This window comes from Streptomyces sp. NBC_01515 (assembly GCF_045040345.1).
Lineage (GTDB): Bacteria > Actinomycetota > Actinomycetes > Streptomycetales > Streptomycetaceae > Streptomyces.
The window spans coordinates 4,695,669-4,708,366 of sequence record NZ_CP109416.1 but is presented as its reverse complement, the minus strand read 5'-3'; the positions used below and the strand labels follow the sequence as shown (position 1 = coordinate 4,708,366).

Here is a 12,698-nt window from a genome sequence, read left to right as displayed (position 1 = left end):
GCGGATTCGGATACGTGAAGAGGCTGAGCGCGGCAGTCGAGGGAACTGCCACACCCAGCCTCGATTCCCGGCCCATTACTTCCGGGATTCCCGGGCACGACTCCGGGAGTTCAGCGGCTGGTGCGGGAGGAGTGGATACACCACGCGAGAGCCATGGCATCAACTCCGTGGACAGCTCCCACACCAGCCAGTTGCGAGGCTGGGTGTGGGAGAGGGGACAAAGCCCACGGCGCCGAGGGTAGGAAACTCCGGGGCCCTCACCCACACCCAGCCGGTCTGTGCGCCTACGCGATCCAGCGCGGTTGGTCAGGGTTGGTCACCGGATCGAATCGGATCTGGTCACGGCCGTACAGGAACCAGAGAACGCTGTCCAAGACTTCCGACGCGAGCGTCGGGAACCGCTCCTGAACCTCGTCTCGGGTCATGCCCCCCGGCTTCTCGCGGAGGGCGTTGAACACGTCGTTGAGGATCGTGGTCGTCGTGCTCACGACGCGGCGGCGATGGCGGTCTTCACGCGAGCCACGACCTGGTTCTCCAGGGGCAGGGTCGCGCTCGGGCTGGTCGGCGTAAGGATCACGCTGCCGACGTCGTTGACGGCAGGCTGACCCGCCTTCGCGCGGCCGGTGTTGTAGAGGTCCTGGAACAGGGCCCGCCGACGCTGGAGGCCGAGGCCCAGAAGCGAGTTGAGGTCCTGGAGGTCGATGGAAACAGTGGCCATTTCTGGGCCTGCCTTTCTACTGACGGCACGGGGAAGTGCCGCGTTCTACGCGGTCGGATAGGTGTGTGGTGCAAACGGCCGGCTGAGCGCTGGCCGCTCGTTCCTGCTGGTGGGCGCTAGTTGCCCGCTCGGTAGCGCTGGGCCATGAGCTTCTCCGAGACGCGGTCTCGGGTCTGGATCTGGGCGACCTCGTTGACCGAAGTGCCGGGCTGGATCTCGCGACGAGACACGACGGGCTGATTGGCCCGCTCCTCCCACATCTCTGCCTGCGAGAGGTCACGGCTGACGGCTGCCGCGTGCTCGTGAACAGTGCGGCGAAGCTCCGCTTCCTTACGGGCCCGAGACTCCCGCTGGAGCTGGGTGCGGGCGGCGAACTCGGGATACTGCACGCCCTGTTCGCGAAGCTCCCGAGTGCGCTTCTGGAGCGCCGCTTGGTACTCCTTCTCGCCCTGGGCGTTGGCCGCGTGGATGCCGTCGTAGCCCCTGGGCTCGCCGCGCATCTGACGCTGGATCACCAGCGTGGTCGGGTCGACCTTCGAATCGTCGGCTGCCTCGTCCTGCTGCCCGCCGCGCATCGTGGCCATGATCTGTGCCGCCCTGGTGTCGGTCATTCCATCTCCTCGAAATCCGGGACGGCGTTGCCGTAGCCCTCGCGTACGTCTTGGGTGTGGCGCTCCCGTGCCTGTCGCGCTCGGCCTTCGCGGACCATCCGCTCTAGCTCAGGATCGAGCTTCTTCTCCCACGGCGGTCTTGGCGGGAGTTGGTTCTTCTTGCGCGCCTCGCGAACCGTTACCGCGTATTCGCGACGCTGGCGGATCTCCTCATCCGAGAGTTTCCGCGTCTTGCATTCCCGTGGGTATTCAGGAGCCGGGATGCCTAGCTGGGCTCGCCCCGCCCGGACCATCTCCGCAAATTCCTGATCCCACGAATCCGGCTTGTTCCGCTCTCGCACCACTGGATGATCCGGGTACTTCTTGCAGTTCGCGCCGTGGGTTCGGCAAACAACCACACCAGCCTCAGCGCGTCGTCTGAGTTCCTGCATTGAGCGGAGAGGCATGGTCAGTCACCCCAGACAGGATCAGGCTTGGTGTGGAAGAGGGTTACCGCGTCTTCCATCTCAAGTGTGATCTTGGAGGGGATCTCCAGGCCGAGGAGTTTGGCTTTCTTCATCTTGAGGTCGGCCACCGTACGAATGCAGGCGTTCCGCTCTGAGACTGTCTCAGCCGAATTGAGGTTACGGTTAGCGTCGCGGATCAGATCGTCCAAGCTGGATTCCGTATCCGTACGCATGTCGGCTAGCGCCTCCTCGCCCAAGTTCTTCCGAGCCCGGGCCAGGCGCCGCTCGACCACATCCATGGACATTCCGAGAGCACGGCAAATGGAGACCTTGCTGTTGCCTCGCTTGAACAGGCGGTAAACCTTATCGGCTTCCTTGTCCAGCTCAGCAACGGTCAGCGTTCCAGCGCCCAAAGGCGCTTCCGGGTTACGCGGCTTCTTGCTAGCCATTACACCTCCCTCGCATACCTCGAAGTTGAACCATTCATCGGCAATATCAGAATCGCACGCTCTTGACGAATTCGTCAAGGTAATGTATATGGCGCGCGACGTGGGGAAACCGCAATATCGCGGATAGCGTGGCTTTATGACGAACCGATATGTGGATGCCTATACCCGCTTCGTGGATAACGTCGATATCTCGCGCGGACGTAATGCGTGCTGGCCCTGGAAAGGCCACCGCACGAAGAAGGGCTATGGCGAGTTCCAGGTGGGAGGTAAGAAGAAGCGGGCCCATCGTTGGCTCGTGGAGCGCGCGCTCGGCTATAAGCTGGACCCGGACATCTTCGTGTGCCACACCTGCGACTTCCCGCCGTGCTGCAATCCGGGCCACTTCTTCATCGGCGACGCCCTCGACAACAACCGCGACAGGGCAGCGAAGGGTAGGCACCCCGGCGGCTGGCACGGCAACCAATACACGGGAAGTCTCGCGCGTGCTGCGTGAGTTGAGAGCGAACGTCACGCGCTCTCTTGCGCGTTAGGGCGACAGAATCGCGTCTCTCGGCTCCCAGCAGAGCGAGCGCGACAGAAGACACACAGACTCGTACCGATCTCGTCAGAGAGCGACTGAGAGATTTCCGCTCTCGTGACGCATCCGCGCTGGTCAGCGTATGCCGGCGCGCACGCCGAGAAGCCCCTGACTCGTGGGTGAGTCAAGGGCTTCTCTGATGGGGCTGGACTACTTCGCGTCGTCGGCCTTCGGCTCGACAGCCTTCACTGGAGCGGCAGTTGCCTTCGTCGCGGTGGTCGCGCGGGTCGGGCTCTTCTTCGCGGCCGGAGCGGTAGCGGGCTTGGCGGGTGCCTTCTTCGCGGTGCCTGTGGTCGGTGCCTTCGCGGCGCTCTCGCCCAGTGCCTCGGCTCGCATGGTCTTCCTGCACGCTGCGCGCCCGGCCTTCGTGCTGGCGTGCTCGCAGTTGCTGTGGTCGAAGTGCTGGCGGGTCATCTTGTCTCCCTCGTCGTCGTGTCGTTCTGACACGTCCGACGCTAGGAAACTGACGAGTGCCGTCCGTAGGGTCTCGGACGGACTCCGTGGAGAACTGTTATCCGGGCTCATGGCTCCTCGCCTTGTCGATGACCCCCTGTGTCAGGGCGTCCACTTCTCCAGTCGTCCCCATGCGCATGACGGGCACGGGACCTTGAGCGTGTGACGGCAGGTCAGGCAGCCGTCGAATCCGCCGCAGTCTGGACACCAGACAGAGCGGTTCCCGGTGCAGTAACCACAGAGGTCGCCCCACTGCCACAAGGACCAGGGGATCTCTCCGCCCGTTCGTCCGGCTCGTGGCTTCGTATGCCGCGACGACTCAGCACGGGCGGTCGTCAAAGCACGGCTCCCGTACTCTGCGCGTTCGCCCGCTTGACCTTCTCGGACAGCACCTCTTCCGGAGTCAGCGGCTCGACCACTTCCGGAGACGCCTCCCACTCACGGCCACCGCCGACCGGGCGCAGCATGTAGTAGGGGCCAGCCTTGCCCATGAACTCGCCGACGCGTCCTCTGTCTGTGTCTCGCAACAGGGCGCCCGACTGGGGGAGTTCGGCGTCGGTCATACCGTCGCTCCGAGGAAGTCGATGCCGAGAGTTGCCAGGGTGAGAGCGGTGCGCCTGTCCCGCTGTCGTAGCCGCTCCTGCTCTCGCTCGTAGGCGACGAGGTACGGCCGGACGAGAGGCGTGTCCTCGCCTCGCAGATACGTGGGCGGACGAGGGGAGCGAGTAGCGGGACGTGCCACACCCAAGGCAGATCCGTGATCGCCTGCCACGCGGAGAGTTGCGGTCGGTTCGTCTGTGAGGGGGTGCTGGGTCGGCACAGCTTGTGCACGGCGCTTGCCGGTCGATGGCATGAGCCACGAGAGAAGGACTGCCAGTAGGCTTCGCACGTCGGTCACTCCTTGGGTGATCGGCCACGCCCCCGGACTGTTCGAGCAGTCGCGGGGGTCTTCCGTTTTGGCGGTGCTGGTCGTGCTGTCAAGCTCCTGCGCTTTCGAGCATACGCGCATTCGCGTATACGCGGTCGCGTGATCTCGCGCATTCGCGGACGCTTGTGGGCATGGATCTTGACCGCAGCAAGCCGGTATGGCCTCAGGTCGCGGCCGAACTGCGCCGCCGTCTCGACGCTGGCCAGTACGAGAAAGGCTCTCGGTTCCCCGCCGTGAACGAGCTGGCCGCCGAGATGGAGGTAGCGCCGTCAACGGTGCAGAAAGCCGTGGCCGCTCTGCGTGAAGAGGGACGGCTCTACACCGTGCTCGGGCAAGGCTCGTTCGTGAAGGATGACGAGTAGGCGGGGCGGTCATCACTCAGTGCCCGTCGCGGTGCCTGGCCATGAGGACGTTGCAGTCGGTCACGGTGGTGCCGTCACCCGTGGCCTTCGCTCGGCTCCGTGCCTCCGTCAACTCCAGGCATTCCGTGCAGCCCTCGACTGGCGTGGGCTCCAGTTGTGCCGTGCGGTCTGGCAGAACCACTGGCGCGCTCGGGTATCGCTTCGGCTCGCTCATGGTCCGAGTCTGAAAGCTCGGAGCACTCACTTCTGGTGACTGGGTGTTGACTGACTGGTGACTGTCTACGCTGGCAGCATGAGCGGGGAGTTCGGCCAGCGCGTGAGAGCCGCGTTACGGGAACGGCGCATGTCGATCCGCGCTGCGTCGCGGCTGATGAACTACGACCACGCGTTCCTGTCGCGTGTCCTCGCGGGTAAGCAAATGCCGTCCATAGAGCTGGCCGAGAGCCTGGACCGTTTACTTGATACGGGCGGCGAAGTGGTCGCGCTGGCCGCCCGTCTGTTGGACGGAGACGGCGAGTCCCACACCCAACCGTCTGTTCCGACGCTGGATGACTTCCTGCCTGAGGGTGATCCGCTAAGCCTGCTCACGGTGCGCTCGCCTCGGCGGGTGGGTGTGGGAGAGGTGACGGACCTACAGAAGCGCGTCCACGGGCTACGCCTCGCTGACGACGTTTTAGCGGGCGGTGACCTGATCGGCCCGGCTCTGCGAGAGCTGCGCTCGGCCGTCCGTCTGTACCGCGAGAACACGCACACGGAAGAGGTCGGCCGCGCTCTCCTGGCCCAGATCGGAGAGCTTGCACAGATCGCCGGATGGATCGCGTCAGACGCTGGGCAGCACGAGGAAGCCGAGCGGATCTACCGTCTCGGTCTCAGCGCAGCCAGGCAGGCCGGAGATCTCACGCTCGCGGGGAACCTGGGCGGCTCGCTCGCCTACCAGATGAGCAACAGCGGCTCCTCCGCGCAGATCGCCGAGGGCCTGACGCTGGCTCAGGCTGCGCTCCACGACGCGGGAGAGGACGCGCCGGGTAAGGCTCGTGCCCTGTACTGGGACCGCGTCGCGTGGGCGCACACGCAAGCGGGCGGTACGGAAAACGCTCGTGCTGCCATGCGCGCACTGGGCGAGGCGTCGGCGGCACTGGCGCAGGGTGACGGAGATGAGGACGAGCCGCCGTCCTATCTGTACTGGGTGGACGCGGGCGAACTACAGGTCATGGAGTCGCGGGTCTATACGGAGCTTCACAGGCCCCTGCGAGCGGTGCCGCTACTCCGCGACGTGCTCTCTGGTTACGACGCCACGCACACGCGAGAGATGGCGCTGTACCTGTCGTGGCTCGCCATAGCGCTGGCTGACGCGAACGAGCCGGAAGAGGCGGCAGCCGTAGCCGAGCGCGTGATCCGCATAGCGGCAGACGTGGCCTCGGAGCGCACAGCCGAACGGGTCCGCGTCGTGCTGTCTCGGCTCCAGGAGTACGGCGACGTGCCAGAGGTCGCTACGCTCCTTGCCGACAACGCGGCGTAGAGCCGCGTGCGTGCTGGGGAGCACGCTCCAAGGGGTGGGGTGATTTTGGTGAGGGTGCGAAGACTCAGCGTGGCTCTCGCGGTTGGCTTGGCCTTGGCTGCCTGCGGGGGCAAAGGCTACGACGCGCTGGCCAGTGTGCGGCAGGCGTGCAGTGACATGGGGTACACGGACGGCACGTATACCGGGGCTGACGAATCCGACGATGCCGAATGGTCCTCCGAGGATTGGACCAAACTTGCGGTCGACCTCAACAAGACTGCGAACCAAGTAGCCCGAGCCGCGAGAGATGACGGCCGCTGGAACCGCTTGTCCAACGCTGTCACCGATTTCCAGGCCGGGGCCGAACAGTTGGCTATCGTCCACGACGAGACATTGCCTCAAGCTGACCGCGACGCCGCCCAGGCAAAAGTCGACCGAGTCGGCCCACAGCGAGTAGTCCAGGTGCTCGACCAGGAGTGTCGGAAGGCCCAGGCGGAGTAGCCCCTGGGGAGCACGGCAGGAGGGTGTGGAACGTAGGTGATGAACGTTCCACACCCACCCTGCTCCGTGAGGGGGTGCCACGTCGTCACTCAGTGCTCAGCCGGCGATCTACCGTGGGTGACGGTTGGACGGCTGGTCAGGCGTAGCGGTCGCCAAGGTTGTGCATGGTGTTGACCGCGCGCTGACTGGCCATGTCGGCTCCGTACCTGCGCAGCATCGCGGGGGACTTCCACCCTCGGATGGCCATGATGTGCTCGCCGGATACGCCGCGTGCCTTCAGGTCGTCAGCCCAGGAGTGGCACCAGCAGTGCGGAGACACCTCGGCCGAGTCGTACCCGGCTCGCTCTGCCACCCGCTTGGTCATGTTCCACAGACCCGAGTAACCGAGCCGTGGGCGGTTGTTGAGGCCGAGCCAGAGCCACGGTTCAGTGTGGCGTTTGTTCATGGGGCGGAGACGTAGGTACCGCTGGAGCGCCTTGACCGTGGACGGCTGTAGCGGAATGACCCGGCCGTCCAGAGAGTTGCGGTCCATCTTGAGCGGCACGACCACGAGCACAGCGCCCTGGAGATCCAGGTCTTGGACCCGGATGTTCAGGATCTCCTCTGCGCGTAGGCCCTCGGTCAGCACACGGAGAAGTGCGTGGTCCCGCGTGGTCTCGAAGTCCTTTCGCCCTGGTCCCCACGCGGTGATGTCCAACGTGTCCTGGATGAACTCCTCGGACAGCGTCCTGGGCTTGCCGAGCTGCGGAGCCGCGTACCGGTGGAACTTCGGGTCGTCGTACGGGTTCGGGTGGTCGTACTCCTCGGAGAGGTAGAGGAACAGCGCACGTAGGTTCCGCTGCGTTGTGTTGACTCCGCCCGTGTATCCGCCTTTCCCGTCCTGCGACTTAGGCACGTCCTTGGTCTGGTACCACCAGCGGAAGAACGCGTTGGCTGTCGAGACATCCACGTCGGTGAACGAGGTGACTTCCACACCCACCGCGTTGACGTGCTGCGATGCGCCGATCCACGAGGAGAGTGCCTTGCCCGCGTTGACGTAGGCGTTGATCGTCTTCCGCTGGAATGGGCGACCGTGCTTGTTCGTCGTGGTCGACAGATGCAAGTCGAGTTCGCCGATGAGCGCTGCCCTGACGTCCTCGGGCGACGTGAGCGCACGTACGGACGCGGCAGAGTGCGCACGAGTGTCTGTGTCTGTCGCGCTCTCGGCGACTCGCCTAGGAGCGCGTAGCGCGCTCTTGCGCGCACCCCTCTGTACTGCCTCAGCCATGGTCTATGGCTCCCTCGGTTCGAGGAGCCAGAGCGTCAAGCGACTTACCCGGCTCCATGACGACTAGGAGTCACAGAGCCGGATGGCACTGACTGTTCCGCGTTTACGCAGATCAAGCTACTAGTGGAGGCCGTGGCGGGAATCGAACCCGCGTAACTCGCTTTGCAGGCGAGTCCCTGAACCACTCGGGCACACGGCCGTGTTTGGTGAGTTGACCGTAGGGCCGAGGGGTGGGCCCGGACAAGGGGGCCGGGGGTGGTGCAACGGGACTGCCATACGCCGTTCATGAATGAGGGAGCGCCCTGGGGAGTCGCCCCCGGTACCTCTGGTCGTACGACCAAGGTCTCAGCCCTCGACCATCCTCCGACAGGGGTCAACCCGGCCTGTGGACCTTACGCTGGCGGGCATGACCGTCCTTGAACCTCGTGACGCCGGCGTCACCGACAGCGCCTCTGACCTGGCCGACGAGTGTCGTGACTCCGTGTTGGGGCGGTCGCATCGGGCGCTCAGTGTCGGGATCGTGTCCGTTGTGCTGCTGATCGCCTTTGAGGCGACGGCAGTTGGAACGGCTATGCCGGTCGCCGCTCGGGAGCTGGGTGGGGTGTCGTTGTACGCGTTCGCGTTCTCCGGGTACTTCACGACCAGTCTGTTCGGGATGGTGTTCGCCGGGCAGTGGTCGGATCGGCGGGGGCCGCTCGGGGCGTTGACCAGTGGGATCGGGGCCTTCGCCGTCGGGCTGGTGGTGGCCGGGACCGCTCAGGTCATGTGGGTGTTCATTCTGGGGCGGGCCGTGCAGGGGCTGGGGGGCGGGCTGGTCATCGTCGCTCTGTATGTCGTCGTCGGGCGGGCTTATCCGGAGCGGTTGCGGCCCGCCATCATGGCCGCGTTCGCGGCGAGTTGGGTGGTGCCGTCCGTTGTCGGGCCGCTCGCCTCCGGGGCCGTGACGGAGCATCTCGGGTGGCGGTGGGTGTTCCTCGGGATTCCCGTGCTTGTCGTCTTTCCGCTCGCGCTTGCCCTTCCTCAGATACGGCGACGGGCGGCCGGGCCCGTATCGGAACAGGATCAGCGGTCGTCCGGGTCCTTCGACCGGCGGCGTATTCGGCTTGCCCTCGGGATCTCGGTCGGCGCCGGGCTCTTTCAGTACGCCGCTCAGGATGTGACGTGGTTCTCGCTTCTCCCCGCTGCCGCCGGTGTCGCGCTGCTCGTGCCCGCCGTGCTCGGGCTGTTGCCGCGGGGGACGTATCGGGCGGCGCGGGGGCTGCCCTCGGTCGTGTTGTTGCGCGGGGTGGCCGCGGGGTCGTTCATCTCGGCGGAGTCCTTCGTGCCGTTGATGCTCGTCACGCAGCGGGGGCTGTCGCCGACCTTGGCCGGGTTCTCGCTCGCGGCGGGCGGCGGGACGTGGGCGCTCGGGTCGTGGGTGCAGTCCCGGGCGCGGGTCGAGCCGTATCGGGAACGGCTGATGACCGTCGGGATGGTGCTGGTGGCTGCCGCCATCGCCGGGGCGCCGAGTGTCCTCATCCATGCCGTGCCCGTGTGGATCGTCGCCGTCGCCTGGGCGTTCGGGTGTTTCGGGATGGGGCTGGTGATCTCCTCCACCAGCGTGCTGCTGCTCCAGCTGTCCGCTCCGGCGGAGGCCGGGTCCAACTCCGCCGCGTTGCAGATCTCCGATGGGCTGTCGAATGTCGTGCTGCTCTCCGTCGGCGGGGCGGCCTTCGGGGCGTTGGGCGGGGGCACGGTGGGGCATGTCGTCGGTTCGGCGGGTGGTGGGGGGCATCCGGGGGCGTTCGCGGCCGTGTTCCTGCCGATGGCGGGGGTGGCGTTGGCGGGGGCCTGGGTGACCACGCGGGTGCGGACGGAAGTGACTACGCGGGTGCGGACGGAATCGCGGTGACGTCGCGTGGTGCCGTTCGGTGGGGGGCGTGGGTGACGACCTGGGTCCGGGGGAACAGCTAAGGAGCGGTGAGCCGTAGAGCGGGAAGCGGGATCCCGGTGATATTCCGTCGCCTGCCGGTGATCGCCGCCTCTACCCTCGCCCCATGCACCAGCCGACCTCCCGACCTCGACTCCAACCCCACCTCGATCTCGATCTCGACCCCGCCCTCCGGCAGGCCCTCGACGACCTCGCCGACGCCACCGGCCGGCCGCCGGAGGACCTCGTGCGGGACGCCGTAGGCAGATATCTGGATGAGGAGGGTGCGCCGGTGCGGGCGGCGGCCGGGCGGCTTGCCGTCGAGCATGCCGAGTTGTTGAGGAGACTCGGCGAATGACGTACGACTCCAGCGCCTCCAGCCGTCGTCACCTCACCGTCGGCGAGGTGACCGACGTCGCGCGGATCGCCTTCGGCGGTCGGGCGCCCGAGGTGCGTGAGCCGGGACTGCTCGCCTCGGCGGTTCATCGGCCGCGCGCTCGTATGTTCGGTACGGCGGCCTACGCGGATCTGTACGAGCAGGCCGCCGCTCTTCTCCACGCCCTCGCCACGAACCACCCCCTCGTCGACGGCAACAAGCGCACCGCATGGCTCGCCGCCGCGGCCTTCCTCGCCGTCAACGGGGTCGATCTCGCCGACGTGGACCAGGACAGGGCATACGACCTGGTCATCGACGTGGCCTCGGGGGCGGAGGGGGACGTGGAGGTGATCGCGGAGGTGCTACGAGGCCTCGCCGGACAGCCGATGTGACCTCAGTCCCACCCCCGCCACCCCGGCGCAGTCCGCACGGTGACACCGCCACCCCGCCGGTAGGGTGGCCCGGTTGTCATACGTAGCCGACGTCGCCGACGTAGCCGATGCCCTACGCAGCCGAGCCGCCCTACTCCCGAACCGGAGACCGTGACTACCACCGCCGCCTCCTCCGCCAGCTCCCACCACCTCTCTCCCGCCTTTCCCGGCCGCGCCCCCTGGGGCACCGCCGGCAAGCTGCGTGCCTGGCAGCAGGGCGCGATGGACAGGTATGTCCAGGAGCAGCCGCGGGACTTCCTCGCGGTCGCGACCCCCGGTGCCGGCAAGACGACCTTCGCGCTCACCCTTGCCTCCTGGCTGCTGCACCACCATGTCGTGCAGCAGGTGACCGTGGTCGCGCCGACCGAGCACCTGAAGAAGCAGTGGGCGGAAGCCGCCGCGCGGATAGGGATCAAACTCGACCCGGAGTACAGCGCGGGGCCGCTCGGCAAGGACTACGACGGTGTCGCGATCACGTACGCCGGCGTCGGCGTAAGGCCGATGCTGCACCGCAACCGTGTCGAGCAGCGCAAGACCCTCGTCATCCTCGACGAGATCCACCACGCCGGTGACTCCAAGTCCTGGGGCGAGGCGTGCCTCGAAGCCTTCGAGCCGGCCACGCGCCGCCTGGCACTCACCGGTACGCCGTTCCGGTCCGACACCAATCCCATTCCCTTCGTCACGTATGAGGAAGGGAATGACGGGATTCGGCGGTCCTCCGCCGACTACACCTACGGCTACGGCTCCGCGCTCAGCGACGGTGTCGTGCGGCCCGTCATCTTCCTCTCCTACAGCGGCAACATGCGCTGGCGGACCAAGGCCGGTGACGAGATCGCCGCGCGGCTCGGCGAGCCGATGACGAAGGACGCGATCAGCCAGGCCTGGCGTACGGCGCTGGACGCGCGCGGTGAGTGGATGCCGAGCGTGCTGCGCGCCGCCGACCAGCGGCTGACCGAGGTCAGGAAGGGCATCCCGGACGCCGGTGCCCTCGTCATCGCCACCGACCAGGACTCCGCGCGTGCCTACGCCAAGCTGATCCGCGAGATCACCGGCAGCAAGGCGACCGTCGTGTTGTCGGACGACACCGGTGCCTCCAAGCGCATCGACGACTTCGCGGCGAGCAACGACCGGTGGATGGTCGCGGTGCGGATGGTGTCGGAGGGCGTCGACGTGCCGCGGCTCGCCGTCGGGGTGTACGCCACCACCATCTCCACGCCCCTCTTCTTCGCCCAGGCCGTCGGGCGCTTCGTGCGGTCCCGGCGGCGCGGCGAGACCGCCTCCGTCTTCCTGCCGACCGTCCCGGACCTCCTCACCTTCGCCAACGAGATGGAGGTCGAGCGCGACCACGCCCTCGACAAGCCGAAGAAGGAGGGCGAGGAGGACCCGTACGCCGAGTCCGAGAAGGAGATGGAGGAGGCGAACAAGGAGCAGGACGAGGACACCGGCGAGCAGGAGCAGTTCGCCTTCGAGGCCCTGGAGTCCGAGGCCGTCTTCGACCGGGTGCTCTACGACGGCGCCGAGTTCGGCATGCAGGCGCACCCGGGGAGCGAGGAGGAGCAGGACTACCTCGGCATCCCCGGACTCCTCGAACCCGACCAGGTGCAGATGCTGCTCCAGAAGCGGCAGGCCCGGCAGATCGCGCACAGCCGCAAGAAGCCGGACGGGGAAGCCGACCTGCTCGAACTGCCCGCCGAGCGGCGGCCCGTCGTCTCCCACAAGGAGATGATGGAGCTGCGGAAGTCGCTCAACACCATGGTCTCCGCGTACGTCCACCAGACCGGCAAGCCGCACGGCGTCATCCACACCGAGCTGCGCCGCACCTGCGGCGGTCCGCCGAGCGCCGAGGCCACGGCCGGGCAGCTGCGGCAGCGCATCGCGAAGGTTCAGGAGTGGGCCACGCGCATGCACTGACCGACTGCACCGACCGACCCCGCTCGTGCCCCCGTCCGACCCGCACATCTGTGCGGAATCTGCGCAGGGGTGGCTCGCAAGTCATGACATATCGACATGAAGGGAACCGGTCCGTACCAGTCGGTGACCGGATTCTGGACGGAGACTTCCGCTCAGCGAACCGCCTTCGCTAGTGTCCCGCTACGCACACGCCCCGTGGCAGCGCCGCCGCGGAGCGCAGCCGTGAAGCGACTGGGCCCGGACACGCCGGGCCGCCTCGCC

General features: G+C 66.8%; 18 protein-coding genes and 1 tRNA gene. 8 read left to right on the top strand and 11 right to left on the bottom strand.

All coding sequences use genetic code 11. The annotated features are described in order from the left end of the window. Positions 1-284: 284 nt before the first annotated feature. The 5 genes from OG407_RS20970 to OG407_RS20950 form a co-directional block, all read right to left on the bottom strand. A complete protein-coding gene (locus OG407_RS20970; protein WP_405860150.1) occupies positions 285-488 on the bottom strand; it encodes a hypothetical protein in 204 nt (67 codons plus the stop codon). Beyond that, positions 485-718 carry a hypothetical protein gene (locus OG407_RS20965; RefSeq protein WP_405860148.1) on the bottom strand — a complete coding sequence of 78 codons (234 nt, stop codon included), beginning with the start codon at positions 716-718 and terminating at the stop codon, positions 485-487. The genes OG407_RS20970 and OG407_RS20965 overlap by 4 nt, the downstream gene beginning before the upstream one ends. 116 nt (positions 719-834) lie before the next feature. Then, positions 835-1,329 carry a hypothetical protein gene (locus OG407_RS20960; RefSeq protein ID WP_405860146.1) on the bottom strand — a complete coding sequence of 165 codons (495 nt, stop codon included), beginning with the start codon at positions 1,327-1,329 and terminating at the stop codon, positions 835-837. Then, a complete protein-coding gene (locus tag OG407_RS20955) occupies positions 1,326-1,760 on the bottom strand; it encodes a hypothetical protein (RefSeq protein ID WP_405860144.1) in 435 nt (144 codons plus the stop codon). Before OG407_RS20955 ends, OG407_RS20960 begins: the two co-directional genes overlap by 4 nt. Before the next feature lie 17 nt (positions 1,761-1,777). Beyond that, the gene (locus tag OG407_RS20950; protein WP_405860142.1) at positions 1,778-2,224 is read right to left on the bottom strand and encodes a hypothetical protein; all 447 of its coding nucleotides are present in this window, start codon (positions 2,222-2,224) and stop codon (positions 1,778-1,780) included. A gap of 136 nt (positions 2,225-2,360) precedes the next feature. Between OG407_RS20950 and OG407_RS20945 the strand changes: the two genes are divergently transcribed. Beyond that, entirely contained in the window at positions 2,361-2,717 is a 357-nt protein-coding gene (locus OG407_RS20945; protein WP_405860141.1) for a hypothetical protein, read from the top strand. Between the two features lie 234 nt (positions 2,718-2,951). On the opposite strand, the gene OG407_RS20940 is transcribed toward OG407_RS20945, so the two are convergent. The 3 genes from OG407_RS20940 to OG407_RS20930 all read right to left on the bottom strand — a co-directional run bounded on the left by OG407_RS20940 (position 2,952) and on the right by OG407_RS20930 (position 3,996). Then, positions 2,952-3,215: a hypothetical protein gene (locus OG407_RS20940; RefSeq protein WP_405860139.1), complete on the bottom strand. Its 264-nt coding sequence runs from the start codon at positions 3,213-3,215 to the stop codon at positions 2,952-2,954. Between the two features lie 374 nt (positions 3,216-3,589). Continuing rightward, complete coding sequence (locus tag OG407_RS20935) at positions 3,590-3,817, bottom strand: hypothetical protein (RefSeq protein ID WP_405860137.1); 228 nt, start codon at positions 3,815-3,817, stop codon at positions 3,590-3,592. Continuing rightward, positions 3,814-3,996 carry a hypothetical protein gene (locus tag OG407_RS20930; RefSeq protein ID WP_405860135.1) on the bottom strand — a complete coding sequence of 61 codons (183 nt, stop codon included), beginning with the start codon at positions 3,994-3,996 and terminating at the stop codon, positions 3,814-3,816. Before OG407_RS20930 ends, OG407_RS20935 begins: the two co-directional genes overlap by 4 nt. Positions 3,997-4,313: 317 nt before the next feature. Here OG407_RS20930 and OG407_RS20925 point away from each other — a divergent pair, with 317 nt between their 5' ends. Next, entirely contained in the window at positions 4,314-4,544 is a 231-nt protein-coding gene (locus OG407_RS20925; RefSeq protein WP_405860133.1) for a GntR family transcriptional regulator, read from the top strand. 16 nt (positions 4,545-4,560) lie between these two features. On the opposite strand, the gene OG407_RS20920 is transcribed toward OG407_RS20925, so the two are convergent. After that, complete coding sequence (locus OG407_RS20920) at positions 4,561-4,758, bottom strand: hypothetical protein (RefSeq protein ID WP_405860131.1); 198 nt, start codon at positions 4,756-4,758, stop codon at positions 4,561-4,563. A gap of 78 nt (positions 4,759-4,836) precedes the next feature. Here OG407_RS20920 and OG407_RS20915 point away from each other — a divergent pair, with 78 nt between their 5' ends. Then, positions 4,837-6,063: a helix-turn-helix domain-containing protein gene (locus OG407_RS20915; protein WP_405860129.1), complete on the top strand. Its 1,227-nt coding sequence runs from the start codon at positions 4,837-4,839 to the stop codon at positions 6,061-6,063. Between the two features lie 69 nt (positions 6,064-6,132). Continuing rightward, positions 6,133-6,543, top strand: coding sequence for a hypothetical protein (locus OG407_RS20910; RefSeq protein WP_405860127.1), 411 nt, complete (start codon positions 6,133-6,135; stop codon positions 6,541-6,543). 136 nt (positions 6,544-6,679) lie between these two features. On the opposite strand, the gene OG407_RS20905 is transcribed toward OG407_RS20910, so the two are convergent. Both OG407_RS20905 and OG407_RS20900 read right to left on the bottom strand, forming a co-directional pair. Beyond that, a complete protein-coding gene (locus tag OG407_RS20905) occupies positions 6,680-7,810 on the bottom strand; it encodes a tyrosine-type recombinase/integrase (RefSeq protein ID WP_405860125.1) in 1,131 nt (376 codons plus the stop codon). 124 nt (positions 7,811-7,934) lie between these two features. Beyond that, positions 7,935-8,009: transfer RNA gene (locus tag OG407_RS20900), tRNA-Cys, on the bottom strand. A 207-nt stretch (positions 8,010-8,216) separates the two neighbouring features. On the opposite strand from OG407_RS20900, the gene OG407_RS20895 reads away from it, so the two are divergent. The 4 genes from OG407_RS20895 to OG407_RS20880 all read left to right on the top strand — a co-directional run bounded on the left by OG407_RS20895 (position 8,217) and on the right by OG407_RS20880 (position 12,437). Beyond that, positions 8,217-9,701 (top strand): MFS transporter, encoded by a 1,485-nt coding sequence (locus tag OG407_RS20895; protein ID WP_405860123.1) that lies wholly within the window; start codon positions 8,217-8,219, stop codon positions 9,699-9,701. A gap of 145 nt (positions 9,702-9,846) precedes the next feature. Beyond that, the gene (locus tag OG407_RS20890) at positions 9,847-10,077 is read left to right on the top strand and encodes a hypothetical protein (RefSeq protein ID WP_405860121.1); all 231 of its coding nucleotides are present in this window, start codon (positions 9,847-9,849) and stop codon (positions 10,075-10,077) included. After that, positions 10,074-10,487, top strand: a complete 414-nt coding sequence (locus OG407_RS20885; protein WP_405860119.1) for a type II toxin-antitoxin system death-on-curing family toxin — start codon at positions 10,074-10,076, stop codon at positions 10,485-10,487. The genes OG407_RS20890 and OG407_RS20885 overlap by 4 nt, the downstream gene beginning before the upstream one ends. Before the next feature lie 150 nt (positions 10,488-10,637). Further along, positions 10,638-12,437 carry a DEAD/DEAH box helicase gene (locus OG407_RS20880; protein ID WP_405860117.1) on the top strand — a complete coding sequence of 600 codons (1,800 nt, stop codon included), beginning with the start codon at positions 10,638-10,640 and terminating at the stop codon, positions 12,435-12,437. Positions 12,438-12,698 lie beyond the last annotated feature (261 nt).